General features: G+C 70.9%; 29 protein-coding genes, 1 tRNA gene and 1 pseudogene. 14 read left to right on the top strand and 17 right to left on the bottom strand.

Annotated features, from left to right (window positions below):
* Positions 1-48 precede the first annotated feature (48 nt).
* Positions 49-909 (top strand): hypothetical protein, encoded by an 861-nt coding sequence (locus Q1B24_RS10275; RefSeq protein WP_299927387.1) that lies wholly within the window; start codon positions 49-51, stop codon positions 907-909.
* 48 nt (positions 910-957) lie between these two features.
* Positions 958-2,226, top strand: coding sequence for a deoxyguanosinetriphosphate triphosphohydrolase (locus tag Q1B24_RS10270; RefSeq protein ID WP_299927384.1), 1,269 nt, complete (start codon positions 958-960; stop codon positions 2,224-2,226).
* 56 nt (positions 2,227-2,282) lie between these two features.
* On the opposite strand, the gene Q1B24_RS10265 is transcribed toward Q1B24_RS10270, so the two are convergent.
* Genes Q1B24_RS10265 through Q1B24_RS10255 form a run of 3 tightly spaced genes read right to left on the bottom strand, consistent with a single transcriptional unit; the run spans position 2,283 to position 3,347 of the window.
* On the bottom strand, positions 2,283-2,609 hold the full coding sequence (locus Q1B24_RS10265) for a YtxH domain-containing protein (protein ID WP_299927381.1): 327 nt from the start codon (positions 2,607-2,609) through the stop codon (positions 2,283-2,285).
* A 47-nt stretch (positions 2,610-2,656) separates the two neighbouring features.
* On the bottom strand, positions 2,657-2,947 hold the full coding sequence (locus Q1B24_RS10260) for a DUF3618 domain-containing protein (protein WP_299927378.1): 291 nt from the start codon (positions 2,945-2,947) through the stop codon (positions 2,657-2,659).
* Complete coding sequence (locus Q1B24_RS10255) at positions 2,940-3,347, bottom strand: phage holin family protein (protein ID WP_299927375.1); 408 nt, start codon at positions 3,345-3,347, stop codon at positions 2,940-2,942. Before Q1B24_RS10255 ends, Q1B24_RS10260 begins: the two co-directional genes overlap by 8 nt.
* 140 nt (positions 3,348-3,487) lie before the next feature.
* Here Q1B24_RS10255 and Q1B24_RS10250 point away from each other — a divergent pair.
* The 4 genes and pseudogenes from Q1B24_RS10250 to Q1B24_RS10235 all read left to right on the top strand — a co-directional run.
* Positions 3,488-3,673, top strand: a pseudogene (locus Q1B24_RS10250) (CHC2 zinc finger domain-containing protein); the annotation flags it as partial.
* A gap of 411 nt (positions 3,674-4,084) precedes the next feature.
* Positions 4,085-6,334 (top strand): DNA primase, encoded by a 2,250-nt coding sequence (gene dnaG / locus Q1B24_RS10245; RefSeq protein WP_366916472.1) that lies wholly within the window; start codon positions 4,085-4,087, stop codon positions 6,332-6,334.
* Positions 6,331-6,849 (top strand): hypothetical protein, encoded by a 519-nt coding sequence (locus Q1B24_RS10240; protein ID WP_299927372.1) that lies wholly within the window; start codon positions 6,331-6,333, stop codon positions 6,847-6,849. Before dnaG ends, Q1B24_RS10240 begins: the two co-directional genes overlap by 4 nt.
* Positions 6,850-6,901: 52 nt before the next feature.
* A tRNA-Asn gene (locus Q1B24_RS10235) sits at positions 6,902-6,977 on the top strand.
* Between the two features lie 184 nt (positions 6,978-7,161).
* Here Q1B24_RS10235 and Q1B24_RS10230 read toward each other — a convergent pair.
* From Q1B24_RS10230 to Q1B24_RS10215, 4 genes are all read right to left on the bottom strand, one after another.
* Positions 7,162-8,325, bottom strand: coding sequence for a tyrosine-type recombinase/integrase (locus tag Q1B24_RS10230; protein ID WP_183593694.1), 1,164 nt, complete (start codon positions 8,323-8,325; stop codon positions 7,162-7,164).
* 108 nt (positions 8,326-8,433) lie between these two features.
* Positions 8,434-8,631: a helix-turn-helix domain-containing protein gene (locus tag Q1B24_RS10225; RefSeq protein WP_224130907.1), complete on the bottom strand. Its 198-nt coding sequence runs from the start codon at positions 8,629-8,631 to the stop codon at positions 8,434-8,436.
* Between the two features lie 305 nt (positions 8,632-8,936).
* Positions 8,937-10,487, bottom strand: coding sequence for a hypothetical protein (locus Q1B24_RS10220; protein ID WP_299927367.1), 1,551 nt, complete (start codon positions 10,485-10,487; stop codon positions 8,937-8,939).
* A complete protein-coding gene (locus Q1B24_RS10215) occupies positions 10,477-10,842 on the bottom strand; it encodes a hypothetical protein (protein ID WP_299927365.1) in 366 nt (121 codons plus the stop codon). Before Q1B24_RS10215 ends, Q1B24_RS10220 begins: the two co-directional genes overlap by 11 nt.
* A gap of 244 nt (positions 10,843-11,086) precedes the next feature.
* On the opposite strand from Q1B24_RS10215, the gene Q1B24_RS10210 reads away from it, so the two are divergent.
* Positions 11,087-11,926 carry a hypothetical protein gene (locus tag Q1B24_RS10210; protein WP_299927363.1) on the top strand — a complete coding sequence of 280 codons (840 nt, stop codon included), beginning with the start codon at positions 11,087-11,089 and terminating at the stop codon, positions 11,924-11,926.
* Between the two features lie 35 nt (positions 11,927-11,961).
* On the opposite strand, the gene Q1B24_RS10205 is transcribed toward Q1B24_RS10210, so the two are convergent.
* The 10 genes from Q1B24_RS10205 to Q1B24_RS10160 form a co-directional block, all read right to left on the bottom strand.
* Complete coding sequence (locus Q1B24_RS10205) at positions 11,962-12,123, bottom strand: hypothetical protein (RefSeq protein ID WP_299927361.1); 162 nt, start codon at positions 12,121-12,123, stop codon at positions 11,962-11,964.
* 9 nt (positions 12,124-12,132) lie between these two features.
* Entirely contained in the window at positions 12,133-12,363 is a 231-nt protein-coding gene (locus tag Q1B24_RS10200; RefSeq protein ID WP_183593698.1) for a hypothetical protein, read from the bottom strand.
* Between the two features lie 279 nt (positions 12,364-12,642).
* Positions 12,643-12,939, bottom strand: a complete 297-nt coding sequence (locus Q1B24_RS10195) for a hypothetical protein (protein ID WP_299927356.1) — start codon at positions 12,937-12,939, stop codon at positions 12,643-12,645.
* A gap of 13 nt (positions 12,940-12,952) precedes the next feature.
* Positions 12,953-13,477, bottom strand: coding sequence for a thermonuclease family protein (locus tag Q1B24_RS10190; protein WP_299927353.1), 525 nt, complete (start codon positions 13,475-13,477; stop codon positions 12,953-12,955).
* Positions 13,474-14,412: a helix-turn-helix domain-containing protein gene (locus tag Q1B24_RS10185; RefSeq protein WP_299927350.1), complete on the bottom strand. Its 939-nt coding sequence runs from the start codon at positions 14,410-14,412 to the stop codon at positions 13,474-13,476. The genes Q1B24_RS10190 and Q1B24_RS10185 overlap by 4 nt, the downstream gene beginning before the upstream one ends.
* 16 nt (positions 14,413-14,428) lie before the next feature.
* Positions 14,429-15,142 (bottom strand): hypothetical protein, encoded by a 714-nt coding sequence (locus tag Q1B24_RS10180; RefSeq protein WP_299927347.1) that lies wholly within the window; start codon positions 15,140-15,142, stop codon positions 14,429-14,431.
* A 6-nt stretch (positions 15,143-15,148) separates the two neighbouring features.
* Positions 15,149-15,307: a hypothetical protein gene (locus Q1B24_RS10175; RefSeq protein ID WP_299927344.1), complete on the bottom strand. Its 159-nt coding sequence runs from the start codon at positions 15,305-15,307 to the stop codon at positions 15,149-15,151.
* 135 nt (positions 15,308-15,442) lie between these two features.
* Complete coding sequence (locus Q1B24_RS10170; RefSeq protein ID WP_299927342.1) at positions 15,443-15,850, bottom strand: hypothetical protein; 408 nt, start codon at positions 15,848-15,850, stop codon at positions 15,443-15,445.
* Between the two features lie 396 nt (positions 15,851-16,246).
* Complete coding sequence (locus Q1B24_RS10165) at positions 16,247-17,533, bottom strand: AAA family ATPase (protein ID WP_299927339.1); 1,287 nt, start codon at positions 17,531-17,533, stop codon at positions 16,247-16,249.
* Positions 17,534-17,600: 67 nt separating this feature from the next.
* Positions 17,601-17,945 (bottom strand): hypothetical protein, encoded by a 345-nt coding sequence (locus tag Q1B24_RS10160; RefSeq protein ID WP_299927336.1) that lies wholly within the window; start codon positions 17,943-17,945, stop codon positions 17,601-17,603.
* A 341-nt stretch (positions 17,946-18,286) separates the two neighbouring features.
* Between Q1B24_RS10160 and Q1B24_RS10155 the strand changes: the two genes are divergently transcribed.
* The 7 genes from Q1B24_RS10155 to Q1B24_RS10125 all read left to right on the top strand — a co-directional run bounded on the left by Q1B24_RS10155 (position 18,287) and on the right by Q1B24_RS10125 (position 24,353).
* Positions 18,287-18,739 carry a helix-turn-helix transcriptional regulator gene (locus Q1B24_RS10155; RefSeq protein WP_299927333.1) on the top strand — a complete coding sequence of 151 codons (453 nt, stop codon included), beginning with the start codon at positions 18,287-18,289 and terminating at the stop codon, positions 18,737-18,739.
* A 311-nt stretch (positions 18,740-19,050) separates the two neighbouring features.
* Positions 19,051-19,731, top strand: coding sequence for an SAF domain-containing protein (locus Q1B24_RS10150; protein WP_299927330.1), 681 nt, complete (start codon positions 19,051-19,053; stop codon positions 19,729-19,731).
* Between the two features lie 3 nt (positions 19,732-19,734).
* The gene (locus Q1B24_RS10145) at positions 19,735-20,574 is read left to right on the top strand and encodes a hypothetical protein (RefSeq protein ID WP_299927327.1); all 840 of its coding nucleotides are present in this window, start codon (positions 19,735-19,737) and stop codon (positions 20,572-20,574) included.
* Positions 20,571-22,259, top strand: a complete 1,689-nt coding sequence (locus Q1B24_RS10140; protein WP_299927324.1) for a CpaF family protein — start codon at positions 20,571-20,573, stop codon at positions 22,257-22,259. Before Q1B24_RS10145 ends, Q1B24_RS10140 begins: the two co-directional genes overlap by 4 nt.
* Positions 22,256-23,176 carry a type II secretion system F family protein gene (locus Q1B24_RS10135; protein WP_299927322.1) on the top strand — a complete coding sequence of 307 codons (921 nt, stop codon included), beginning with the start codon at positions 22,256-22,258 and terminating at the stop codon, positions 23,174-23,176. Before Q1B24_RS10140 ends, Q1B24_RS10135 begins: the two co-directional genes overlap by 4 nt.
* On the top strand, positions 23,173-24,090 hold the full coding sequence (locus tag Q1B24_RS10130; RefSeq protein ID WP_299927319.1) for a type II secretion system F family protein: 918 nt from the start codon (positions 23,173-23,175) through the stop codon (positions 24,088-24,090). Before Q1B24_RS10135 ends, Q1B24_RS10130 begins: the two co-directional genes overlap by 4 nt.
* A gap of 56 nt (positions 24,091-24,146) precedes the next feature.
* The gene (locus Q1B24_RS10125; protein WP_299927316.1) at positions 24,147-24,353 is read left to right on the top strand and encodes a hypothetical protein; all 207 of its coding nucleotides are present in this window, start codon (positions 24,147-24,149) and stop codon (positions 24,351-24,353) included.
* Positions 24,354-24,360 lie beyond the last annotated feature (7 nt).

The following is a 24,360-nucleotide window of genomic DNA, read 5'->3' as shown; positions in this document are numbered from 1 at the left end:
CCGTCTCGGATCCCCCGTTCCGTCCTCGTCTCCGCACCGCTCGCCGTCGTGGCGACGCTGTCCGCGGTGACCATGGGCGTCCTCGCCGCAGAGCCGGCGACCAACGACAACCTGCTGGCCTCGTCCGGCACGTCGCAGCCGGTCACCGGCACGTCCGCCGACAGCACGGTGGACGACACCACGCTGCGCCGCCGCGCGGAGGGCACCACTGTGTCCCGCTCGCAGATCCGCACCGCCGCGAAGGCCGAGTCCGCCGCGCGCAAGGACATCAGCGTGGACAAGAAGGCCCGCCAGCTCGCCAAGAAGCTGGACGACAAGGTCTGGACCACCGACCTGCTCAACCTCTGGGACGGCCCGACCGACAAGGCCGACAAGCTGGGCGTCATCGACGCCCTCAAGCAGGTGTCCGTCACCGGTCGCAAGCAGCGGGGTCGCACCCAGGTCGTCATCGACGGCCAGTCCCGCTGGGTCACCTCCGACTACCTCAGCGCCAAGAAGCCGAAGCCCGAGCCCGAGGCCCAGCCCGAGGTCCAGGCGAAGTCTGCGGGCCCCAGCCTGGGCGGCGCCTGCAGCAACGGCACCTCAGCTGGTGGTGCCGGCGTCAACATCCAGAAGGTGCACGAGGCCGTGTGCGCCAACTGGCCGAGCATCTCCACCTACGGCACTCTCCGTGGCGGTGGCGGTGATCATCCCCTCGGTCGCGCGGTCGACATCATGGTCAGCGGCGCCACCGGCTGGGCCGTCGCGGAGTTCGTTCGCGCCAACGCCGCAGCGCTGGGGGTCAACTACGTGATCCACGCCCAGAACATCTGGTCCGTGCAGCGTTCCGGCGAGGGCTGGCGCGCAATGCCGGACCGCGGCTCGAGCACGGCGAACCACTACGACCACGTGCACGTCTCGGTCTACTGAGCCGGGGACGTCCTCTGCGTCCGCGGCGCTCGCTAGGCTGACCGGCCGATGAGCATCGAGGACCCGTACGACGACTCGGCGCGCGAGCGCATCGTCGCCGAGCCGCCCAAGCGGGTGGAGGCGCCGGTGCGCCTGGCGTTCGAGCGCGACCGGGCGCGCGTCGTCCACGCGGCGGCGTCGCGCCGGCTCGCGGCCAAGACCCAGGTCGTCGGTCCGCAGACCGACGACTTCGTCCGCAACCGCCTCACCCACAGCCTCGAGGTGGCCCAGGTCGCCCGCGACCTGGCCCGTGCCATCGGCACCCACCCCGACATCGCCGAGACCGCGGCGCTCGCGCACGACCTCGGGCACCCGCCGTTCGGCCACAACGGCGAGCGGGTGCTCGCCGGGCTCAGCGTCGACTGCGGCGGCTTCGAGGGCAACGCGCAGACCCTGCGCCTGCTCACCCGGCTCGAGTCGAAGACCTTCGACGCCGAGGGTCGATCGGTCGGGCTCAACCTCACCCGCGCGACCCTCGACGCCTGCACGAAGTACCCCTGGGCGCGCGCAGAGGCCACCGGCCCGCACGGCGTGCACGCCGACGGCACCCCACGGGTGGTCGTGAAGTTCGGCGTCTACGACGACGACCGACCCGTCTTCGACTGGGTGCGGGTCGGGGTCGAGGGGCGCCGGCGCTGCCTCGAGGCCCAGGTCATGGACCTGGCCGACGACGTCGCCTACTCGGTGCACGACGTCGAGGACGGCATCGTCGCCGGACGCCTCGACCTGACCCGGCTCGACCGCGACGCCCTGTGGGAGACCGTGCGCTCCTGGTACCTGCCCGGGATCGACGACGACGCGCTCGACGCGGCGCTGGCCGACCTGCGGGCCGTGGGCAGCTGGCCCCGGTCGTCCTACGACGGCAGCCGGCGCAGCCTCGCCGCGATCAAGAACCTCACCAGCGACCTCATCGGCCGCTTCTGCGGCAGCGTGCAGCAGGCGACGTTCGCCGCGACGGCGGGGGAGCCGCCGGTGCGGCACCGCGCCGACCTCGTCGTACCGGGTGCGACCGAGGTCGAGATCGGGGTGCTCAAGGGGATCGCCGCCCACTACGTCATGCAGGCCGACGACCGGGTTGCCCTGATGGAGCGACAGCGCCAGCTCGTCGCCGAGCTCGTCGAGGGGTTGTGGGCGCGCGGGGTCGACGCCCTGGACCCGGTCTTCGTCGAGGACTGGGAGCGCGCAGGCGACGACGCCGGCCGGCGACGGGTGGTCATCGACCAGGTCGCGTCACTGACCGACGCCAGCGCCGTCGCGCGCCACGCTGCGCTGGCGTGACGACGGGGCCCGGCCCGAAGGCGCGGACCCCGTCGACGAGGCGTGCAGGTGACGACCTACGGCAGGTTGCCCTGGGGGTAGGGGTCGTCCTGCCGCGCCGTGCTGTCGGGGTGCAGCTGCTCCTCGAGGTCGGAGCGGTGGTCACCGTTGCCCGACGGGGTCACCTTGTCGGCAGCCGTGCTGGCGGCCGAGGCCACCTTGTCCTTCACCACCGGGGCCTTGTCCTTGGCGAGGTCGGCGGCCTGGTGCGCCTTCTCCTGGACCCGAGGGTCCTCCTTCACGCGGGTGGCCGCCTTCTTGATCTGTTCGTAGCGCTCCCGTCCGGCACGGGTGCCGAGCACGTAGCCGACACCTCCGGCGACGAGCAGCATGAGCTTCTTCATGGGGTCTCCCTTCCCTGTTCTGGCTTCGGTGCGGATGAACGGTCGGCTCATCCGTTGCCGCGGCGCCGCCACAGCAGCAGCACCACGGCCATCGCGACGAGCGAGCCGGCGGCGGCGAGCACCTCGGTGCGCGGCTTGCCGTCGTCGGTCGTGGCAGCGTCCTTGAGCGAGGCCACCTTCTGCTGGGCCTGCGACTTCACGTCGAGCTTGGCGGCGAGCTGGTCGACCGTGCCGGCCAGCTGCTCGCGCTGTCGGGCGATCTCCGCCTCGAGCTGCTCGGGGGTCTTCGGCTCCCTGGCCACCCCGTCCGGGGCGGTGCCGGGCGTCCGGTCATCCATGGTGGTCTCCCTTCACGGTGGCGAGGTCCTCCTTGAGGCCCTCGATGGCCCGCTCCGGAGCCGGAGGGCCGGCCTCGGCCACCTTGTTCCGGCCGACGAGACCGGCCACGGCAGCGCCGGCGAGCAGGACGAGCGCCACCACGAGGGCGGCCAGCCAGGCATCGACGACGAGCGCGAGGGCGAGGATGGCGGTGGCCACCAGCGATCCGAACGCGAAGAAGGCGAGCAGGCCGGCGACGCTGAACATGCCGACCCCGACTCCTGCGCGCTTGCCCTTCTCGGCGACCTCCGCCTGCGCGAGGCGCATCTCCGAGCGGATCAGCTCGGGGACCTGCTGGGTGAGCTGGTGGACGAGAGCGCCGAGGGTCTGACTCTCTGGCGCGCCGTGCTGAGCAGTCATGTTTCGACCTTCCCAGACCCGCGGGCGGGGCACCAGCGACGTACGCCCCAAGGGGTGGCTGGACCCCAGCACGGGGGGTGGTCGAGGCCGTTGTGGAGACTCCCCGGTGGTCGTGGGAGGGCGCCCGTAGACTCCCCGACGTGGCAGGCCGGATTCGCGACGACGACATCGCCGAGGTGCGCGAGAAGGCGCGGATCGACGACGTGGTGTCGGGCTACGTCACGCTCAAGCGTGCCGGCGGCGGGTCGCTGAAGGGGCTCTGCCCGTTCCACGACGAGAAGACGCCGTCGTTCAACGTCAACCCCGCCCGCCAGTTCTTCCACTGCCTGGCGGGCGAGACACGCGTCGTCACCGACCGCGGTGTCACGGCCATCGCCGATCTGGCCGGCGGGGTGCATCGAGTGCTCGGAGGTGACGGCAGATGGGTCGACGCACCGTTCCGCTCGTACGGCACGCAGCCGCTCCTCAAGCTCACGGTCACGCGCAACCGCCAGGTGAAGGAGATCTTCGCGACCGACGAGCACCGTTGGTTCGTCCGAAGCGGACGCCGACGCACGTCGCGACGCGAAGTGCTGACGAAGGACCTCAAGCCAGGCGATCGTCTTGCCTCGGTCTTCCCGCGGACAACGATCGGCCGCACGCGGCCCTCTCCCTTCGGTATCGCCCACGGGTTCACCTTCGGTGACGGTACGAGGCACGGCACTGGATCACTGGCCCAGCTGTGCCCACCCAAGGACATGGCGATGCTCAAGTGGTTCCCGCAGAGCCACACGGCCATGAAGGACGACAACATGATCGTCCTTGACCTCCCGGCGTTCTTCAAGAAGACGCCGCCCCTGGACGAGTCGACGTCCTACCTCTACGGCTGGCTCGCCGGCTACTTCGCCGCAGACGGCTGCGTGGCGGCAGACGGCACGGTCATCCTCAGCTCCGCGACCCGCGAGAACCTGGAGTTCGTGCGTGACGTCTGCACGCGACTGGGGATCGGGACGTATGGCGTCACGGTTCAAAGCCGCGTGGGCTTCGACGGCCGAGAACCGTCCGACCTGTTTCGCATCCATCTCGTGAACGAGGACCTGCGCGAGAACTTCTTCCTGCTGGACCAGCACCGCGAGCGTTTCGTGTCAGCCGACAAGAACTACGCCCGTCGCGGCTGGGTGGTCAGATCAGTCGAGTCGACGGATCGGGTGGAAGAGGTGTTCTGCGCCGAGGTTCCGGGGACGCACGCGTTCACACTCGAGGACAACATCCTCACCGGAAACTGCTTCGGCTGCGGCGAGGGCGGTGACGTCATCTCCTTCCTGATGAAGGTCGACGGCCTCACCTTCACCGAGGCCGTCGAGCGGCTCGGGGAGAAGTTCGGCGTGCAGCTGCGTCGCGAGGACGGTGACGACGAGCCCGTACGACCGCGGGGTCCGGCCCGTGGCCGACTGATCGAGGCGCACAAGGTCGCCCAGGAGTTCTACGCCGAGCAGCTCAGCGGCCGCGACGCCGTCGTCGCGCGGCAGTTCCTCCACGAGCGTGGCTTCGACCAGGCCGCGGCGGCGACCTTCGGCGTGGGCTTCGCCCCCCGTGACGGCGAGGCGCTGCTGCGCCACCTGCGCGGCCGGCGGATCAGCGACGAGGAGTCGGTCGCCGCGGGCCTCGTCGCCCTCGGTCGCTCCCACTACGACCGCTTCCGCGGTCGGCTGGTGTGGCCGATCCGTGAGGCCAACGGCGACACGATCGGCTTCGGTGCCCGCCGGATCTTCGACGACGACCGCATCGAGGCGAAGTACCTCAACACCTCCGAGACCGCGATCTACAAGAAGAGCCACGTGCTCTACGGCATCGACCTGGCGCGCACCGCGATGAAGGACAGTCAGCAGGCCGTGGTCGTGGAGGGCTACACCGACGTGATGGCCTGCCACCTCGCCGGTGTGAAGACAGCGGTGGCCTCCTGCGGCACGGCCTTCGGCACCGACCACGCGCGGGTGCTGCGTCGCTTCCTCGGCGACCACGGCACGACCAGCGGCGAGGTGATCTTCACCTTCGACGGCGACTCGGCCGGGCAGAAGGCGGCGATGAAGGTGCTCGACAGCGACCAGGTGTTCGCCTCGCAGACCTACGTCGCGGTCGCCCCCGAGGGGATGGACCCGTGCGACCTGCGCCTCAAGGAGGGCGACGAGGCGGTGCGCGAGCTGGTCGCGAGCCGGCAGCCGCTCTACCGCTTCGCCCTCGACAACGTGCTGACCCGCTACGACCTCGACCGGGCCGACGGCCGCGTCGACGCGCTGCGCGACGCCGCCGGGCTGGTGGCGAGCATCCGTGACCGGACGAAGGTCGAGACGTTCTCCCGCGAGCTCGCGCACATGGTGGGGGTCGACCTCGACCAGGTGCGCGCGGAGGTGCGCCGCGCAGCCGACCGGCCCACCCCGGGCCCCAGGGACGAGCGCCGGCCCGCCCGCGGAGCCGAGGCGGCGCAGACGCCCGAGCCGGCTCGTCCGGCCCTGCCGAGCCTGTCCGACCCCCGCTTCCTCATCGAGCGCGAGCTGCTCAAGCTGGTCATCCAGCACCCGGGCGGCGTGGGTCGCACGACGACCCACGTGACGACCGCCGACTTCACCCACCCGACCTTCCAGGGGGTCTGGGAGGCGGTGACGGCGGCCGGCGGGCCGGTCGCCGGGGTCGACGACCAGGGCTGGGCCGCCAAGGTGCGCGGCTCGGCCACCGATCCCGCGGTCGCCGCGGCGGTCACCGAGCTCGCCGTCGAGCCGGTCCGCGGCACGACCGACCCGAACCCGACGTTCGCCGTGGCCTACGTCTACCGCCTCCAGGAGCTCACCACGTCCCGCCGCATCGCCGACGTCAAGGCCCGCCTGCAGCGCACCAACCCCGTCGAGCAGGCGCTCGACTACAACCGGATGTTCGGCGAGCTGGTGGTGCTCGAGCAGCACCGGCGCAAGCTGCGCGAGGGTGCCGTCGGCCAGCCGGGTGGTCAGGCATGAGCACCCGCATGAGCCGCCTCTTCGGCCGCGCGACGATGCCGCGCGTCGACGTACGTCGCGGGGAGCGGGTGCTCGCGAGCGCGACCGCAGCCGACGGCACCGTGCTCGCCGGCACCCGCGACGCCTTCTACGTCGTCCGCGACGGCGAGACCCGGCGGGTCGCGTGGGAGCAGGTGGAGGCCGCCGGCTGGGACCGCGACACCGACACCTTCCAGCTCTCCGAGGTGGGCGCGTGGGGCGAGCAGCGCCCCGTGCACACCGCGATCCTCGACGAGCCCGGCCGGCTGCTCGAGCTCGTGCACGAGCGGGTGACCGCCAGCGTCGTCCTGCAGCGCCACGTGAGCCTGGGCCGCCGGCGCGGTCTGCGGGTGATCGCGCGCCGCGCACCCTCGGGCGCGGGCGGCGTCCAGTGGGTCTACGAGTACGACGAGGGCGTCGACCCCGACGACCCCGAGGTCCGCGCCGCGGCCCGTGATGCCCTCGAGCTGGCGCAGCGCGATGTCGGCCTGCCCTGATTTCACCCGCGGTGTGGAGGCTTGCTAAGGTTTCGCCTCGCTGCACAAGCGATCCCCTGTAGCTCAACTGGCAGAGCATTCGGCTGTTAACCGGAGGGTTGTTGGTTCGAGTCCAACCGGGGGAGCCAGAAGAGGGCCTCTGACCTGGGCAAACGTCCAGGCAGGGGCCCTCTGAGATTTGAATCTGATGACGAAACTGTCCAGAAACAGGCCAGTAACGCTCGCGGCCAAGACCTCGAGAGCGCTCTGCGCGGGGCAGAGTGCACGCCGGGTATCGAGCGCTCCCGTGCGGGGGACTTCGTGGGGCGACCGTCAGGTAGAGGGCCGGAACTTCTCGAGATGGACGGTCAGATCGGGCGCGACCGTGGCCTTGTGAACGTAGAAGTCGCGGGTGATGTCGCTGTCTTCGTGACCGAGCTGGGCCTGGGCAGCGTCGATTCCCACTTCACGGTCGATGAGGGTGGCCACCGACCTGCGGAAGGTGTGGAAGGTGACCCAGTCGTAGGCGGTGTCGTCGACCACCTGGTTCCACATCCGTTCCCAGTTTGAGATCTGCCGCCAGGTTCCGCGGCGGGTCGGGAACACAGCGCCGTGCGGGTTGGCGTGGTTCTCGACCTGGCGCCGTAGCAGGATCCCGACGGCGAACGGTGGTAGGAACAGGGTGCGGTAGCCGGCGCTGGACTTGGTCCACGGTTGCCGGAAGGTGCCCACACCGGTCTCGGTGATGATGGTTCCGGACACGGTAAGTGTGGGATGTGTGGCTGCCAGATCGATCTCGGAGTAGATAAGCGCGCCGATCTCGCCGATGCGACAGCCGGTACCCAGGATGAGGTCGACAGCGTCCATGAGATCGGTGGTCGGCCGTGGGCCCGGTCGCTTGCTGCTGGTCGACTCTGCGACGAGGCTGCGGACGTCCTGGATCTGGTCCATGTCGAGGTACTCGATCTCGCGTCGCGGTTTCGATATACGCGCGACGTCCCGCACCGGGTTCGAGGCCATGACGTCGTGACGGACGGCCACGGCGAACATTCCGTGGAGGACCTTGCGGAGCATGGTGGGGCTGAAGCCAAGGGCGGCTCGATCTTTGACGACGCGGTCAAGGGTGCTCGTCCGGCAATCGCGCAGCCGTCGCTCTCCGATCACGGGCACGATCTGGTTGTTCACCGTGCTGCGGTATGCCTTGAGGGAGTTCGTAGCCACCTGCTGCGCCTCTTTCTCTCGCAGCCAGAAGACAGCGAGTTCAGCCACCGTGGTCAGCGGTGTGAGTTCGTTCTCGCTGGCCTCGGCGCCGTTGAGCTCTTGGAGCTTCCGGATCAGAGCGGTGCGAGCAGCCTGGGCGCTGTCAGCGCGGGCGCGGACGCGTGCCACTCGGCCACTGAAGTACACATAGTTAGCGGAGGCCTCATGGGTGCCGGCGGCGGTCTTGGAGACGCCGATCGTGCCCCAGGTGCCTGGCGGCATCGGCGGGCGCGGCATCAGCCGGCCTCACTCGATGCGGGCTGGTCGATCCCGAACGGGTACTTGCCGATCATGCGGGCCTTCCGGATGGCGCGTTGTGCGGTCGTTCGCTAGAGGGTATGCGTGCTAGGCAGTGCGGGGATCTGTGTGTTGGTCCAGGTAGGTCTCCACCTCGGTGCGTCGGTAGCGAAGAGCTCCGCCGACTTTGATGGCCCGAGGGCCCTGCTTGCGGGTGCGCCACTGGTAGAGCGTGCCTCTGGGAATCCCGAGCCACTCTGAGACCTCTTCGATGGTCAGGAGCGGGTCGTAGCCCGCCGTCGCCATCGACAACGCCGGGGTTTCTACCTGTCGGTCGGCGCTTGTATCGCGGGCTTTGCGAGCGCGTTCTGCCGCTTCACGTGCTTGCTTCTGTGCTGCTGTCGGTCGTGCCATCGTGCATCCACTCCGTTGTCTCGCCGGTGACTGCTTACGGTCACCTAGGGGAAGGAAGGCGCCCGCAGCGATCAACGCAGGAGGAACGGGTCGGAAGTGACCCATGCGCAGCGGTTGTGCGATGCCGCTGGACGGATCGCCCGGCGCCTCCGCGTGGAGTTGGTAGCCGTGGCAAGGTGGTCTCGGACATAGGTTCCTCATCGTGATTGGGCACCGCCGAACCGTTGTAGGGGTGTAAAGGCCGGCTCGAGCAGCGACCGTCGACGCGTGGGCAGCGGGTTCAGGGCCGGGGAAGTTGCCGCGACATCGAGCGATCGGTCGGCGCCGTTGGCGATGGTCAGGTCAGCAGTTGCTGCAGCCGTTGCACTGGCGGATACCGTCGTTGCACTCGCTGTACGCAGGGACTCCCGCACTGGTCGCGGTATCGGTACGTTGCGGCGGGCAAGGATGTCGGCCGGGCTGACCCAGACGACGTCGCCTTCCGGCGGATTAACGACCAAGCCGGCTTCGATGTCGTTGTGGGCGCGGATCGAGAGTGCCCGTGCAGGCCCGGTGAGACCTGCCGTGTTGCCTTTCTCGGCGACAACGTGCGCGAGCTCGGCGCCGGCCCTGATCGCACGGAGGGTCGCAAGGGTGGCTTGGGGGAGTCCTGGCCGGGTGGCGATGACTTCCGGCGCCGCGAGCGTGGTGGTGTTGTGGGTGATCTGGCGGTACGCGGCTCGGACCTCTGCGGCCGCGCGAGCCAAGCGCTCGTCGAGGCGAGCGCCCGGGGGAGCGAGGTCTCCCCAGCGGCCGGCTAGATTGCTCCAGGAGCGGCCTGCGTCGGCGATCGCGGGGACCAGGCGGTCCGAGGGCTCGAGGATGCCGGCGGTGGCGGCCGCGTCGACGAGCACCATGCTGGCGCCGGCGACGAGTCCCTGGGTACGGGTGATGAGCAGGATGTTGGACGGCTCAAGGTCGCGGGCCAGCGCGCGGTGGGACTGGATGTCCCAGTTGGCCAGGGCCTGTGCCAGGCGGCCGGGGTCGTCGACGGGCCGGATCGCCTCGCCCGCGAGTGTCTGGGCGAACCGGTCGGTCAGGTAGCTGCGTGCGGTGTTCTCGCACGCAGACATCCGGTCTACCCAGACCCCGGTGGGTGCGATCGCGTAGGGGGAGTGGTGCTGGGCCAGCTGGACCCGGCGGCCGGAGCCGCGGGCGTCGTTGACGCGGTCGCGGCCGTTGTCGTGCAGGGCGACGTTGACGGCGTGGGCGGTCAGGTAGAGACCGTGCATGACTCTGGTCCGGGCTGCCTCGAGGTCGCGGTGGGCCTCGGTCTGCTCGTGCGGGATCTCGGCGCCGTAGCGGCGGACCAGGGCGGCGGCGTTGAGGAGGGTCTGGGTCATCTGGTCGACGCGGGGGTTGGTCGGGCCCTGACCGGGCCAGGCCTTCCGGCCGGACAGGCTGGACTTGATGGTGGCGGCCTGGGCGGAGAGGCTGGTGATGGGGCGGTCGCGCTCGTCGACGCCCGGTCGCCGGCCAGGGAGGGAGGCCCACAGGTCCTCCGCGGCCGCGACTATCGTCGGCCAGCTCCGCAGGAGCGTGCCGGCGTCATCGCCGTCGACGTCCATGAGCAGCTGGCGCGCCTGGTAGTCGACGTCGAAGAGCATCTCGCCGACGGTGCGTACGTCGCGCGAGGTCATCGGGATCTGGTCGACGTCGAAGAGCTCCTCGTCGATGTCGGCGTACGCCGGGCGCAGGTCAGTAGCCAAGGCCGCGGGCTTCCCGGATGAGGTCGCACAGGTCGACGACCAGCTGCGAGCCGTGGACCAGGTCCGGCTGGTGCAGCGGTAGCGGGCGGGTCAGCTCCTCGGCCTCGGTGAGCAGCTGCAGGGGCGTTCGTTCCTCGAGGTCGGGGAGCGGGTCGACGTCGGGTAGCTCGTAGTCGTCGGGCAGCAGGGCGCTGACCTGGGAGTGGGCGAGGTAGACACCCAGCCCGAGGTCGTGGAGCGGGGAGTCGGGGGCGGCGTCCTCGGCGTCGCTCCACACCTGGGCAGCGGCCTGGTGCAGCAGCTGGGCGATCGAGCCGAGGCGGCCCCAGGTGGCGTCAGCGTTGGGGGTGTCCACGCGTGTTCCTTTCGATTGGAGGTCGGGCTGGCCCATGAACCCACGTCCCGGCCGCGGCCCGCTGCGCCGAGCGGCGGGCTGTGGATAACTCGGGGTGCGGTCGGCACCTGGGCACAAACTGGTCTCGTTCGCCTATGTCGTTCGGTGGTTGCCGGACGATCACCGCGAGCAAAGTCAAGAGATCCGCACTAGGGGCGCAAGATGGAGGAGGGGCGAGATGAGGTTCCCGATGACCGTGCTGAGGGTGGTGACGCTGGGGCCGGCACTGCTGGTGAGCTTCGTCCTCACCGTGGTGGTGTGCGCTCTGCTCCCGCCGCCGCTGGGCCTGGTGGTGTTCATGGCTGCGGGCGGACTGCTGGTCGCGCTGGCGCTGGGGCAGCTGCAGGAGCCTGCGGTCGCGGCGTTGACCAGGTCGCGGCCGGCGACGGAGGGCGAGGTCCGGGTGGTGGCGCTGGTGCTGGTCGAGCTGGGCGGCCGCGGTGTCGACGTCGGCGCGCTGTTCGTGCGCCGGATCCAGCGACCGAGCACCCCGGTGGCGGTGGCGATCGGCCGGCGCAGTGTGGTGGTCAGCCCTGGGCTGGTCGAGGCGACGTACCGCGGCGGTGTGACCGGCGCGGAGGCGGCCGCCGCGCTGGCTCATGCGGTCGGCCGGCGCCAGGCGATCCGGCCGCGTCTGGAGCTGGCCGTGCTGGCGGCGACGACGCCGTGGCGGTTGATGGTGGCGACGTTCCGCGGCGTCGGCCGTGCCTTCGCCTGGCTTCCGTTCATGCGGCTGGCCTGGACGCTGCGCGGCGTCGTGGGGGTTATCTGCGCGGTGCAGTCGGTCGTTGAGGACCGGGCCTGGGCCGGTCTGCTTGGGGGCGCGGTTGTCGCGCTGACCTACCTGGTGCCGGCGGCCGGCCGGCGGATCGAGCTCCACGCGGAGGCCGAGGCCGACCGGTTCGTGCTCTCGCTCGGCCTCGGTCCCGTGCTGGCAGGTCTGCTGCGGCGCTACGGGCACCCGATGACCCTCGAGCGGATGCAGCGCCTGCAAACGGCCGTCGAGCAGCCTCAGCGTCCGCGGCTTCACCTGGTGCATGGCTGAGGCTGTTCTCTGGCGGTGCGGCGGCCGGCGGCGGGTTACTCGTCGTCGGCGAAGCCGGACGTGGAGTGGTGCACGCAGCCGCGGCCGTCGCCCTCGTGCGGCTTGTGGTTCATGCAGGGCAGCGAGCCCAGTTTGTGTGAGCAGTCGACCCAGCGGACGGTCGAGGGTCCGGCTGTCGGCGCGAGTGCGGTAGCCATCGCGGCCTCCTATCGGCGCGGGCCGCGGCGGCGGCTGAGCTGGGGCCGCTGGTAGGCGGCGGTGTCGGTGTGGTCGTGCTGGCGGTCGGACCGGTGGACCTGTGCGATCTCGGCGTCGGGGGAGGGGCCGGTGTCGGCAGCCGCGGCCTGGGCGCATGCTTCCTCGCTGGCCCCGATCTCCTCGGCGCGCTGTCGCGCCTCTTCATCGAGCGCGGCTTCCTCGCGAGGGGCGTCACTCATGTGAACTCCTATGGATCCTGTGGACCGGCACCAGCTGCGCCGGTCCTCCTGGTCACCTATGTGCGGACCGAGGGCCCGGGCGATCACCGCGGCCGAACTGGGTTGAACGCGGGGCCTGGCCGGTGCTCAGGCCGGCTGGGCCAGCAGTGTGGCGGCGAGCATCTGTGCCGTGTGCTCGAGGACGGCCTGGGAACCGGTCGTGTCCGGGCGGTCGCAACACGGATGGGTGTCGTAGCCCTCGTCGACGACGATGCGGTGCAGCTGGCCACCGCAGGCACGTCAGGGCCGGCCGGCGTGGGTGGGGCACTGGTCGACCGCCACGGCGCAGGGCAGACACGGGGCGGGCGGCGGAGGAGTGATCTGGTGGTCGCGGTCCCGGTCGCGACGCTGGCGCAGCACCGTGGCGGTCTGTTGCCACGGCGCATGCTCGAGGTGCGCCGGCGCCGGACGTCCGAGCGCCTGGTCGACCGCCGCTTTGAGCAGCTGCTCACCGCAGCCGAGGATGCGCTCGTCGACGCCGCGGCCGTAGCACCATCGGGCCAGTGTCTTGGCGGCCGTCATCGGCTGCTCATCCATCTCCGGCCGTCCCTTAGCAGGTCCCCCACAGGCCACGGGGGGCCTCCTGGGCATCGTCGGCGGCCGCGGCGTACGAGTCTTCCCGGGCGAGGTCCTGGGCTGCCTCGTAGCGGCGTGCGGCGCCGCGGGCCAGGAGCTCGTGGGCTACGTCGACGTCGTCGTGGTCGACGTAGCGCAGCAACCGGTCGTACCGGTCGCGGTCGGGCTGGCCGCTGTCAGTGACGAGCTGGACGGTGCTGCCGACCGGCGCGAGTTCCTCGAGCAGGTCTGTTGCCTGGTCGGCGTAGCACTCGGCCGGCGTCGGCGGGTGGGCGACTTCGGGGGCGTCGATGCCGAGCAGGCGGACTCGGCCGAGCTCGCGGCCGCCGAGGTCCTCGACGCGCAGGGTGTCCCCGTCGACCACGGCCGTCACCCGGACCTGGGTGGCCTTGCCCTCGGATGGGTCGGGGCCTGCGGGGGTGCCGGGGAGGGCGGCCTTGATCCCGCCGGCGGTGAGCACGGCGATCGCGGCGGCGGCGAGGCCGATGAGGGCCTTCATCGGGCGACCCTCAGCTGGGGACGCTCGCCGGCGCCGGGAACCGCGCGCTCCTGCACGCGGGCGCCGGGGGAGCGGTAGCCGGGCTCGGGGATCTGCTCGACGACCTCTGCCCCGCTCGTGCCGGCGCCGGCCGGCTCCTCGGGGAGCTCGGCGGCGATCTTCGCGGCGAGGTCGCGCAGCGGTGGGGTCTTCTCGATGCGCCGGGTCGCGTGGAGCACGGTCGTGTGGTCGCGGTCGAAGTGACGTGCGATCGTCGGCAGGCTGTGCCCGTGGATGCGGGCCGCGGTCATCGCCACCGCACGGGCGTCCGCTGCCGCCCGGCTGCGGTCGGTGCCGAGGAGGACCTCGGGCGTGGTGCCGAAGGCCTCCGCGGCCGCCACGACGGCATGCTCGACCGGGCCATCGGGCTCGAAGGTCGACGCGGGCTGGTCCTGGTGGAGGCTGACGACGGTGGCCTCGGGGCGGGGGAACCGGGCGGTGTAGCGGTCGTTGACGTGCTCGGTGACCCGGGCTGCGGCGTCGGCCAGCCGGAGGCGTTCGGCGGTGCGGCGTACGGCGTGGATCACCGAGCCGTGGTCCTTGTTGAAGTGTTCGGCGATCGCCGGCAGGGACAGGCCGACCTCGCGGGCGGCGGTCATTGCCACGGCGCGGGCGTCGCTGACCGGGCGGCTGCGCTCGGCGCTCAGGATCGCCTCCGGGGTGGTGCCGAACATCGGGGCTGCGGCGTTGATGGCCAGCTCGCACACCGCTGCCGGGCCGGTTGCCGGTGCCGACGGCAGGGTCTGGTCGACCTGGACGGCGAGGACGGCCACCAGTGACCGGAGCTGGTCGGCGTCCAGCGGCGCGATCAGGTCGGCGACCTGGTCGTGCTGCCCGCGGCCGGCGGCATCGAGGATGAGGCCTGCCAGTTGGCGGCCGCCTTGATCGAGGTCCATGACCGTCCCCTCCTGCCTACCGCGCCGGCGACCCGCCGGCCGGGGCCGCCTGGCGGGGCACCTGGCCGCGTCTCTGTTCGGCCATCCTCCGGCGGGCGTTGTCGGTGATGTCGCTGGCGATGCCGGCCGACTGTCGGGCGTTGGCCGCGGCGTGGTCGACGATGTTCTCGAGCAGGCGCACGTCCTCGTCGGCGCGGCCGAGCTCCTTGCCGGCGGTGGCGATGCTTCGCTCGAGGGTGACCGGCTCCAGCAGCGACGCCGGAGTCACGTGCTGTGTCGCCAGCTGCGCGCTGTCGACGTGCTGGGCGGTCAACCGGGCCATCGGCTTGGCCAGGTCGATCATCTCGCCTACGACTGTGAGGCGTGGCTTCAACTGCGCGACCTCGGTGGCGATCTCGGGATCGGAGGTGTCGGCGTCTTGGAGGAGATCGTGGGCATCGGCGATTACCTGCGATGCATGCTCCAGGTGTCCGGTGAGTTCGTCGGCCAGCTCGGCGTTGTCGCTGCAGCGCCGCTGCAGGCGGCTCATGTGCTCGCCGGCGGCCTCGAGGTAGTAGTCACCGCGGTCGCTGAGGCGGGCCTTGGCCGAGTCGAGCTCGGCGTCATCGAGCACCCGGAGTGCGGAGCTGATTGTGTTGTGCAGCGCGTCGACGACCCGGCGGGCGCGTCCCACGGCCTGCTCGGCCATGAAGACGGCGTCGGCGGCCTGCAGAGCGGTGTCGGTCCTCATGCAGACTCACCGCCTCCCGTGTCGGGGCGGGGGCGTGCTGCTCGATGCGGGCAGGACGTCGCGGAGGCGGTCGAGCGCGGCCAGCGCCTGCTCGAGGTGTTCGCGGGCCTCCTGAACCGGGTCACGGTCGGGTGCGTCGGAAGGGGAATCGGTGGGCGTGCGCACGGGCAGCTCCTTGGTTGACCGGGGTCATCTCTCAGTCACCAAAGGAAGACCGACCCGCTCGAGCGATCACCGAGCGCGAGGAAATCTCGCGGGCCTCAGGCACCCCGGTTCACCGGGGGTCGCTGGAGCACGAGGTCAGGGTTGGTCCCAGGGCATCGACTCCTGCCCGTCGTCGACGCCCTGGCTGATGATGTGCGAGGTGGCGTTGCGAGCGGCGTTCAGGTGCTTGTGGAGGTCGACCGCCAGGCCTCGGGCCTCCTCCAGATGGAGCCGCGCGACGCCGATCGACATGGCGGGGTCGGACTCGTCGGTCATCGCATCCATGCTGAGCACCTGGTCGGCCAGTGCCCGCTCGAGCGTGCTCGACAGTTGCGAGAACGCCTGGGGGAGCGCGGCCGCGAGGTCGGCGAACTCCGCGAGCTCATCCGAGGTCTCGGCCGGGATCTGGTCGCGTTCCCACATCGTGGCGCGGTTGAAGCCGTAGATGTGTTCGCGGGCCGCCGTCGCGTGCCCGCTCGCCTCGACTTCGTCATTGTCGTCCACCAGTGCGCCCCTTCCTGCCGAGTGTCTCGTCGCGTTGAGTCTCGCGGATCTTGACGGCGTACGCGCGGCCGCTGCCTGCGGGCTGTGGATAGGCCGCAGGGGTTCCCTCCGTCGCGTCCAGGCGGGAGACTGACTGGCCATGGACGACCAGGCGGCCTTGATCGCGCGACGCGTGGCCATGGTGGCGGCCGCCTGTTTAAACGCTCCGGCCGACGTCGAGGCCTACCGTCGGCTCGCAGCCGCGGTGGGGGGTGGAACGCCTACAGCGCCCCGCAGCTGGAGAACGTCGACGTCGACGAGCTGCTCGACGACCTGGCGGACGTCGCGCCCGACGCCGCTGGGCGAGGGCGTTGCCGACCTCGAGGCCGTCCTGCGGCGGCAGGCTCGCCGGCAGCTTTAGCGGCGAGCGGGGCCGCGGCCGGGATCGGAGGCCGGCGGCAGTTCACGCCGGCGGCGCCCGGTAGCCAGCTGGCCGGTGCCCTGGTCGGCGTCCGCAGGTTCGCCGGCCAGGGTCTCCCGGATGTAGCGGTCGAAGCCGGGCATGGTGAATCGCACCTCGCCGCGCCCGGCGGGCTCGATGATCCCCTTGTCGATCAGCCGTTCGCGGGGAACGCCCAGGGCCTGCGTGGATCGGCCAAGCTGCTCGGCGATCTCCGCCCTCGTCACCGTGGGCGTGCCGACCTGCCCCATCACGGCCATGATCTGCCGCTCCAGCTCGGTCGCGGCCGCCCACCGGGCGGCGTACATGGAGGTCAGCTGGTCGTCGGCCAGCGGCAGGCCCGCCTGGACCTCGCCGACGTCGAGCACCTCACCGGTTCCCGAGGGCTTGGCCACCTCCCACGTCGCGTGGGCGAGGACCTGCAGCAGGTACGGGAAACCCTGCGCCTCGGCCGCGATCGCCTGCAGCGCGGCGGGTGTCCAGGTCACGCCCAGCTCGGCGGCCGGCCCGGCCACCGCGGCGGCCGCGGCGGCCGGCTCGAGTCGGGGCAGGGTGAGGAACGTGCTGCGCTCCCCGAAAGTGGCTGCGTTGACCAGGACTCCCGGAGTCGAGGGCAGGCCGGCGCCGATGATGGCCAGCGGGTTGTGCTCGCGCCGTCCAGCCAGGTTCTGCATCGCGTTGAGCAGGACGGCGAGGTCATCACGGGCGGCCGCGTGCAGCTCGTCGACGAAGACCACGAGGCCAGCGCCACCACGTGCGCGGACCTGCGAGCTGGTCTCGTGCAGCAGGTCCTCCATCGCCGAGATCTGCGCCCCGCGCGGAGGCGCGTCCGCCCCGGAGCGCTCGGCCGCCGCCGTCGCGCTCACCTTCACCCCGCTCGGCAGCCCGAACTCCAGGGCGATGCTCTCCAGGCGGAGCCTCCAGGAGCCCTTCTCGCCCCGGGGCAGGATGTCCGCGGTCTCGATCGCTTTGCCGACACGGCTCACCAGGTCGGGCAGGAACGGCGCGTTGCGGCGGCAGGCCACCCATGCGGTGATGAATCCGTGGGCCTCGGCGTCGCGCTGGGCCTCGCGCAGCAGGGAGGTCTTGCCGACCCCGCGCGGGCCTAGGAACACCAGGAGCGGGCCGCCCATCTCGCCGTAGGTGCCGATCCGGCTCAGGTAGCCTCTGATCCTGTCCTGCTGTTGTTCCCTCCCGGCCAGGACCCGCGGCAGTTCGCCCGGTGCGTAGGGGTTGGGCAGCATCAGAGGTCTCCCATACATTCTGTTACACAGCGGGCTTGTGTAACGACGTGTATGCCGTCGATCGGGATCAGCGCCCGACGTTGATGCTGCGTGTCCCAGGCGTGCTGGCAGCGCCTGGCGTGCGCGCTCCGAGTCGACGACGGGCGGCATCGTCGGGGCTCTCTCCCGCGGAACCGACCTCGTCGACGCCGCGGCCAGGTCGATCGGCGTGCGGCCGGGTCGTCTCGCTCAGGCATTCGGCTAGGTCCTCGACGTCGGCCTCCAGGACCCGCTCGAGGATGTCGGCGATGCCCCCTGGCGAGCCGTCACACTCGGCCACCAGGGCCTCGGCCAGACGATCGAGGGCGGCGTCTCCGCGGGCGGTGAAGGTGACGACACCGGGGACCGGGTTCTCGGCTGGGGGAGTGCTCATGGTCCACCTCGCTTTCTGGTCACCTAGGTGCGAACGAGGTCGGTAGGCGATCAGCCCGATCTGCGACACGAAGGGAATCCGGCGGCTATCGCGCGGGAGAACTCACGGCCCTGTGTGGGGCTTGCACCGGGTGGCCAGCGGGGGCAAGGCCACCGAGGGTGACACCGAGGCTGGGCGCGATCTCGCGCCCAAGGTCATTCGCCGTGCGGCGAGGAGTGTCCGCGTCGCCAGCGGCGCACTCACTGAGAGACGGTCGGGCTCCGCGGTCCCAGGTCGTCGGTCCGGGGCAGCCCAGCCTGACCGATCCCGCAGGCGATCGGTACCGCTAGTGTTCGTGGGCGATGGCCTCCGGAATCGACCCCAACGCGTTGAGGGCTGCTCGCGAGGAAGCGGGGTTGACTCAGCATGAGTTGGCGCGCTTGGTGGGAGCGGCTGGGGGTGAGCGCATCTCTCGCTGGGAGTTGGGCACGTCATCTCCGCGCCCCGACTTCCTGGTGAGACTCGCCAACGCCCTCGACATCCCGACGCTTCGGCTGATCCAGATCGACGGTGAGGTCCCCGATCTCAGGGCGCTGCGCCTGCAGGCAGGGCTCACCGCGCCGAAGCTCGCGATGGCCGTGAAGGTAGCTGTGCCGACCTACTACGCCTGGGAGCAAGGGCGCTGGGCCAGACTCCCTGCACGTGAGTCGCTTGAAGCGCTCGCCCGCGCTTGCGGGGTGGTCGTCGATGCGGTGGTCGCGGCTTTCCGTGAGTCCCAGCGACAGCGCCAGCGGCGCGGAGACACTTCGGCCTGACGAGTGCGCAACTGCAGCCGGGTTTTGGACGCTATCCACAGGCGAGAAACTGATTCCGGAAGAAGCGGACGATCTGTGGTCCCATGGACTCCGGATCATTCGGAGGCGTTGACGCTAATTCCATCGGGGGAATGAGCTGCGCAACCCTTCCGGTCAGGACTGGGCGATGTCATCTTGGAATCGGTCACCTGTGGAAACCGAGCCGTTCGATAGAAATGCACTAGTGTGCAAGTATCGAGTTGGGCTCGTGGTGATCGCCGAGGGCCCGTCTTGACACGTAGGTGATCGAGACACGAGAGGACTCGGGATCCATGTCGCTGAACACCGCTCAAAGTGCGTCGGGCGAGGCGCCCTCCGCCAGTCGACCTGCGCCCAATCTCAACAACAGTCCACGGCTCAAGCGGCGCCGCAGGCCGTGGGTCTTCGCACTTTGTGCTGCCCTTGTCGCCGCCGGCGCCCTGGGAACCGCGTTCGCGTTCACCTCGGTCAACGACACCCAAGAGGTCCTGGTCGTCAGCCGTGACATCAAGCGCGGCGCGACCATCGAGGCCGGGGACCTCTCGGTGGTGCGGGTGAGCGTCGACCCAGCGCTGACCCCGGTCGCCGGGAGTCAGAAGGGCGAACTCGAGGGCAGCCGCGCCGCCGTCGACCTGTGGGCCGGCACCCTGCTCACCGAGGAGGCCGTCACCGACAGCCTGGTGCCGGGGGATGGGGAGTCCCTGGTGGGCATCAGCCTCACCCCGGCGCAGATGCCGTCCGAGCCGCTCTACTCCGGTGACTCGGTCCGGATCGTCACCACGCCCGGCGACCAGGGCGAGATCACTAACGAGGACCCGGTCACGGTCGAGGCAGTCGTCGTTGGTGTTAGCCGCGTGCAGGAGACCGGCGAGACCGTTGTTGACGTCTCTGTCCCCGAGGGCGATGCCGCTGACCTGGCCGCCCGTGCCGCGACCGGGCGGGTCGCACTGGTCCTGGACGCTCGGGAGCGCTGACCGATGGCGCTGATCGTCCTCGCCTCCGCCAGCGGTGCGCCCGGCGTCTCCACCACGGCGCTCGGGCTCACCCTCAACTGGCACCGACCCGTGCTCCTGGTCGACGCCGACCCGACCGGCTCCTCCTCGGTGTTCGCTGGCTTCTTCCACGGCACCCAGGAGCCGACTGGCGGGCTGATCAACCTCGCCCTCTCCTTGCGCGAGGGAACGCTAGCCGAGGCACTGCCGCGCGAGACGCTGCTGCTGGACCCCGAGGCCCCGGCCGAGCGCTCGGCGTGGTTCCTGCCCGGCATCCGGGCCCACGAGCAGGCACCCAGCCTGCTGCCCCTGTGGGAGCCGCTCACCGAGCAGCTGCGCGCCCTGGGGCGCAACGGCCAGGACGTCATCGTCGACGCCGGACGGCTTGGCCTCGCCGGCTGGCCCCAGCCGCTGATCGCCGCCTCCGACCTGACCCTGCTCGTCACCCGCAGCTCGCTGCCGGCACTGGCCGGCGCCACCAGCTGGGCCAAGACCCTGCGGGCACAGTTCGCCGGGGTCGGTGGCCTGTCTCGGCTCGGGGTCCTCCTCGTCGACGAGGAGCGCCGCTGGCCCGCGATGCCCACCGGCGCCCGAGTCCGGCCCTACAGCGCCCGACACATCGCCAAGGCCCTGCAGATCCCCGTCGTCGCCTCCGTGGAATGGGAGCCCGAGGTGGCCGAGGTCTACTCACACGGCGCCCGCAAGCCCCGCAAGTTCGAGTCCTCCGGGCTGCTGCGCGGCTACCGGGCCAGCGCCGCGGCCATCCAGTCCATCGTCGACGCCAACCAGGCCGCCCTCGCTCCCACGAACGGAGGCCACGCATGACCACCAACGGACACCACCCCGACCCCAACGGCCGCGACCCGCTGCGCGCCGACGAGTGGCTCGAGGCCCGTCACGCCGCGACCCGGGAGCAGACCTCGCCCTTCGCGCGCGGCCGCAGCACCAACGGCACCCCGCCGCCCCCGCCGCCGGTCGTCGAGGACCACGACCCCATCTCCCTGCCGATCTTCGCCGGCGCCTGGACCAACGAGCAGGAACTTCCGGGCCGCGCGCGCTCGGAGTTCAGCCTGCGCCCGCTCGTGGCGCCCGCACCGCAGGAGCACCACCCCAGCCACGGCGCGGACGGCCGGGTCGAGCTGGACTGGGAGCTGATCGCGCAGTACCGCGCCGAGATCTCCTCGCGACTGACCGCCCGGCTCGACAAGGAAGGCGGCCGCGTCACCGACGAGGACCGCGAGCAGATGGGCCTCGACGTCATCGAGGAGCTCATCAAGTCCGAGGCCGAGACGCTGGTCTCCACCGGCCGGCCCCCGTGGACCAAGGACCAGGAGAAGGCGCTCAAGTCCGCCCTCCACGCCGCCCTGTTCGGCCTGGGCCGCCTGCAGCCCCTCGTCGAGCGCGAGGACGTCGAGAACATCATCGTCATCGCCCGCGGCCCAGTCTGCGCGGTGTGGCTGGAGCTGGTCGACGGCACCCTGGTCGAGGCTGACCCGATCGCCGACTCCGAGGACGAGCTGCGCGAGTTCCTCGCCGACCTCGGCGCCCGGCAGAACCGGCCCTTCACCGAGGCCCGCCCGCACCTGGACCTCCGGCTGCCCGGGGGAGCGCGGCTCGCGGCCGGCTCCTGGGTGATGGCCTACACCTCGGTCGTGATCCGCCGCCACGGCATGCGCGAGGTCTCCATGGACGAGATGGTCTACGACCGCAAGGCCTGCACCGCGGTCCTGGCCGACTTCCTCGCCGCCTGCGTGCGCGCCGGCAAGAGCATCGTCGTCTCCGGCGTCCAGGGCTCCGGCAAGACGACCTGGGTCCGCGCCCTGTGCTCGTGCATCCCGCCCTGGGAGATGATCGGCACCTTCGAGACCGAGTTCGAGCTGCACCTGCACGAGCTGGTCGACCGGCACAAGATCGTCCACGCCTGGGAGCACCGGCCCGGATCCGGCGAGGTCGGTATCGACGGCCGCCAGGCCGGTGAGTTCAGCCTCGAGGAGGCCATCCACCACTCATTCCGGTTCAACCTCGCCCGCCAGATCGTCGGCGAGGTCCGCGGCCCGGAGGTCTGGAACATGCTCAAGGCCATGGAGTCCGGCCCGGGCTCGATCAGCACCACCCACGCCCGCAGCGCCGAGCACACTATTGAGAAGCTCGTGTCCTGCGCGATGGAGAAGGGCCCGCAGGTGACCCGCGAGCTCGCGATCAGCAAGCTCGCCGCGGCCATCGACATCGTGGTGTACCTGCGGTCCGAGGTCGTCCCCAACGGCGACGGCACCTTCCGCAAGCAGCGCTGGGTCGAGGAGGTCCTGGTCGTCCAGCCGAGCATCGACGCGGCCCGCGGGTATGCGACCACCCCGATCTTCGCTCCGAACCAGCTCGGCCAGGCCGTCGCCACCGGGAAGCTCGACAACTTCCTCGCCCAGGAGCTCGCCCGCCACGGGTTCGACCTCGAGGCGTACAAGGCCGAGTCCGCGATGAATGAGGGGGCAAACCCGGGGGTGGTGACCTCATGACCGCCTTCCTGCCCGCCGTCTTCGGGGCGCTCATCGTCATCGGCCTGATCGGCATGGTCTACGCGCTGATCCCCGCACCTCCGAAGCCGCCGCCGCGGCCCGCCCGGACCGTCACCCCGTTCGGTCGGGCGGGTGGCTGGTTCAGTCGGCTCAACCCGCGAACCCGGGTGCTGGTCATCGGCGGCGCTGTCGCCGGCCTTCTGGTCGCGCTGCTGACCGGCTGGGTGATCGCGATAGTGCTCGTCCCGGCCGCGATCGTCGGCATCCCGCTGCTGCTCACGCCCCCGCCGGCGGCCGCGAGCGTCGAGAAGCTCGAGGCGCTCGAGGAGTGGACCCGGTCACTGTCCGGCAAGCTGACCGCCGGACAGTCGCTGCGCTCGGCTCTCATCAAGTCGCTTCAGTCGGTGCCGGCGCCCATCGAGCGCGAGGTCGGCCTGATGGTCTCCCGGCTCTGGAACAACACCGCCACCACCGAGGACGTGCTGCGCGCCTTCGCCGAGGACCTCAACGACTCCACCGGCGACGTGGTGGCCAGCCAGCTGATCCTCGCCGCCAGCGGTCGCGGGCAGGCCGGCCTAGCCAAGGCGCTGGACGCCCTCGCCGAGACCGTCGCCGCCGACGTGCGCGCCCGCCGCCAGATCGCCGCCGACCAGGCCAAGCCGCGCACCACCGCCCGCACGGTCACCGTGATCACCCTCGGCGTCCTGGGCATGCTCGCCCTCACCGGCGACTACATCGAGCCGTACGGCAGCCCCCTCGGCCAGGTCATCCTCGCCCTCCTGCTGACCGCCTACGTGGCCACGCTGCTGTGGATGCGCCGGATGGCGGTCGCCAAGCCGCTCCCGCGCTTCCTCGACCTCCGGGCCCGCACCGCGCACCGAGCGGCGCACGGGGAGAAGGAAGGAGCACTCGCATGACCGGCCTCCAGCTCGCGCTCGCCAGCGGCACCCTTCTCGGGCTCGCCGTTGCCCTGCTCGTGTGGCGCCTGGCCCCGTCCGACCCCGACCTCACCGACGCCCTGGACCGGCTCTCGCCCGGCCACGTCGTACCCCGCCGCAGCGCCGGCCCGCTCGACGTCGAGGAGAGCACCGAATCCGGATCGCTCGTCGACCGGATCGGCGTGTGGGCGATCAAGAACCTGCCCGGGGGAGCGTGGGCACACACGCCCCGCAAGGACCTGGCCATCCTTCAGATCAGCGAGACCAGGTTCTACGGCGAGAAGGTCGTCTGGGCGCTGCTCGGCCTGGCCATGCCGCCGCTGTTCGCGGCGTTCTTCGCGCTGATCGGGCTCCCGCTCCCGTTCGCGATCCCCACCTTCGGGTCGCTCGGGCTCGCCGCACTGTTCTGGTTCATGCCCAACTACAACGCCACTGACGACGCCAAGAAGGCCCGCATCGAGTTCAGCCGGGCTCTGGGTGCCTACATCGACATGGTCGCCACCGGAGTCCGTGACGGCTCCAGCGGCCAGCAGGCGCTGCGTTCCGCGGCCGAGGTCGGCGACACGTGGGTGTTCAAGCGGATCGAGAGCGAGCTGCGCCGCGCGCGCTACATGACCCGCGCCCCCTGGGACTCCCTGCACGGGCTCGCCGATGACCTTGGCGTCCCCGAGCTCGACGACCTCGCCGACATCATGCAGCAGTCCGGCCAGGACGGCGCCCAGATCTACAACAACCTCCGCGCCCGCGCCGCCGCACTCCGCTCGGCGATGCTCAGCGCCGAACTCGGCAAGGCCAACGCCGTCTCCGAGCGCATGTACATCCCGGCCAGCCTGCTCGGCATCGTCTTCATGGCGATCCTCGTCACCCCGTCGATGCTCCGATTCGCGACCTAACAGCGACGTCAATCCCGGGACACCCCGAATTCCACCACCCAGAAAGGAACAACCCGATGTTGAAGCTCTTCATCACCCTCCAGGTGACGGCCCTCGCCGTGATCGCCAGCATGGAGGAGCGCATCGTCAAGCACCGACGCGACGAGCGCGGCTCGGTCACGATCGAGCAGGTCATCTGGGCCGGCGCGGTCATCCTCATCGTCGGCATCGTCGTCGCCGCGATCAGGGCGTTCGTGACCAGCGAGGCCGGAAAGATCAAGTAGGTCCGTC

The sequence above is a fragment of the uncultured Nocardioides sp. genome (genome assembly GCF_947488025.1).
In the GTDB taxonomy this organism is placed as follows: Bacteria; Actinomycetota; Actinomycetes; order Propionibacteriales; family Nocardioidaceae; genus Nocardioides.
Note: the sequence above shows the minus strand (reverse complement) of the source record. Positions and strands in the feature narration are given on the sequence as shown.

Coding starts and splice junctions, on each gene's coding strand:
- Q1B24_RS10145 (WP_299927327.1), top strand. CDS start 19,735: ATGGCGCTGATCGTCCTCGCCTCCGCCAGCGGTGCGCCCGGCGTCTCC.
- Q1B24_RS10180 (WP_299927347.1), bottom strand. CDS start 15,142: ATGAGGACCGACACCGCTCTGCAGGCCGCCGACGCCGTCTTCATGGCC.
- Q1B24_RS10165 (WP_299927339.1), bottom strand. CDS start 17,533: ATGCTGCCCAACCCCTACGCACCGGGCGAACTGCCGCGGGTCCTGGCC.
- Q1B24_RS10265 (WP_299927381.1), bottom strand. CDS start 2,609: ATGAAGAAGCTCATGCTGCTCGTCGCCGGAGGTGTCGGCTACGTGCTC.
- Q1B24_RS10255 (WP_299927375.1), bottom strand. CDS start 3,347: ATGACTGCTCAGCACGGCGCGCCAGAGAGTCAGACCCTCGGCGCTCTC.
- Q1B24_RS10205 (WP_299927361.1), bottom strand. CDS start 12,123: ATGGCTACCGCACTCGCGCCGACAGCCGGACCCTCGACCGTCCGCTGG.
- Q1B24_RS10140 (WP_299927324.1), top strand. CDS start 20,571: ATGACCACCAACGGACACCACCCCGACCCCAACGGCCGCGACCCGCTG.
- Q1B24_RS10125 (WP_299927316.1), top strand. CDS start 24,147: ATGTTGAAGCTCTTCATCACCCTCCAGGTGACGGCCCTCGCCGTGATC.
- Q1B24_RS10270 (WP_299927384.1), top strand. CDS start 958: ATGAGCATCGAGGACCCGTACGACGACTCGGCGCGCGAGCGCATCGTC.
- Q1B24_RS10240 (WP_299927372.1), top strand. CDS start 6,331: ATGAGCACCCGCATGAGCCGCCTCTTCGGCCGCGCGACGATGCCGCGC.
- Q1B24_RS10260 (WP_299927378.1), bottom strand. CDS start 2,947: ATGGATGACCGGACGCCCGGCACCGCCCCGGACGGGGTGGCCAGGGAG.
- Q1B24_RS10155 (WP_299927333.1), top strand. CDS start 18,287: ATGGCCTCCGGAATCGACCCCAACGCGTTGAGGGCTGCTCGCGAGGAA.
- Q1B24_RS10195 (WP_299927356.1), bottom strand. CDS start 12,939: ATGGATGAGCAGCCGATGACGGCCGCCAAGACACTGGCCCGATGGTGC.
- Q1B24_RS10130 (WP_299927319.1), top strand. CDS start 23,173: ATGACCGGCCTCCAGCTCGCGCTCGCCAGCGGCACCCTTCTCGGGCTC.
- Q1B24_RS10200 (WP_183593698.1), bottom strand. CDS start 12,363: ATGAGTGACGCCCCTCGCGAGGAAGCCGCGCTCGATGAAGAGGCGCGA.
- Q1B24_RS10230 (WP_183593694.1), bottom strand. CDS start 8,325: ATGCCGCGCCCGCCGATGCCGCCAGGCACCTGGGGCACGATCGGCGTC.
- Q1B24_RS10185 (WP_299927350.1), bottom strand. CDS start 14,412: ATGGACCTCGATCAAGGCGGCCGCCAACTGGCAGGCCTCATCCTCGAT.
- dnaG (WP_366916472.1), top strand. CDS start 4,085: ATGGCGATGCTCAAGTGGTTCCCGCAGAGCCACACGGCCATGAAGGAC.
- Q1B24_RS10160 (WP_299927336.1), bottom strand. CDS start 17,945: ATGAGCACTCCCCCAGCCGAGAACCCGGTCCCCGGTGTCGTCACCTTC.
- Q1B24_RS10225 (WP_224130907.1), bottom strand. CDS start 8,631: ATGGCGACGGCGGGCTACGACCCGCTCCTGACCATCGAAGAGGTCTCA.
- Q1B24_RS10150 (WP_299927330.1), top strand. CDS start 19,051: ATGTCGCTGAACACCGCTCAAAGTGCGTCGGGCGAGGCGCCCTCCGCC.
- Q1B24_RS10190 (WP_299927353.1), bottom strand. CDS start 13,477: ATGAAGGCCCTCATCGGCCTCGCCGCCGCCGCGATCGCCGTGCTCACC.
- Q1B24_RS10135 (WP_299927322.1), top strand. CDS start 22,256: ATGACCGCCTTCCTGCCCGCCGTCTTCGGGGCGCTCATCGTCATCGGC.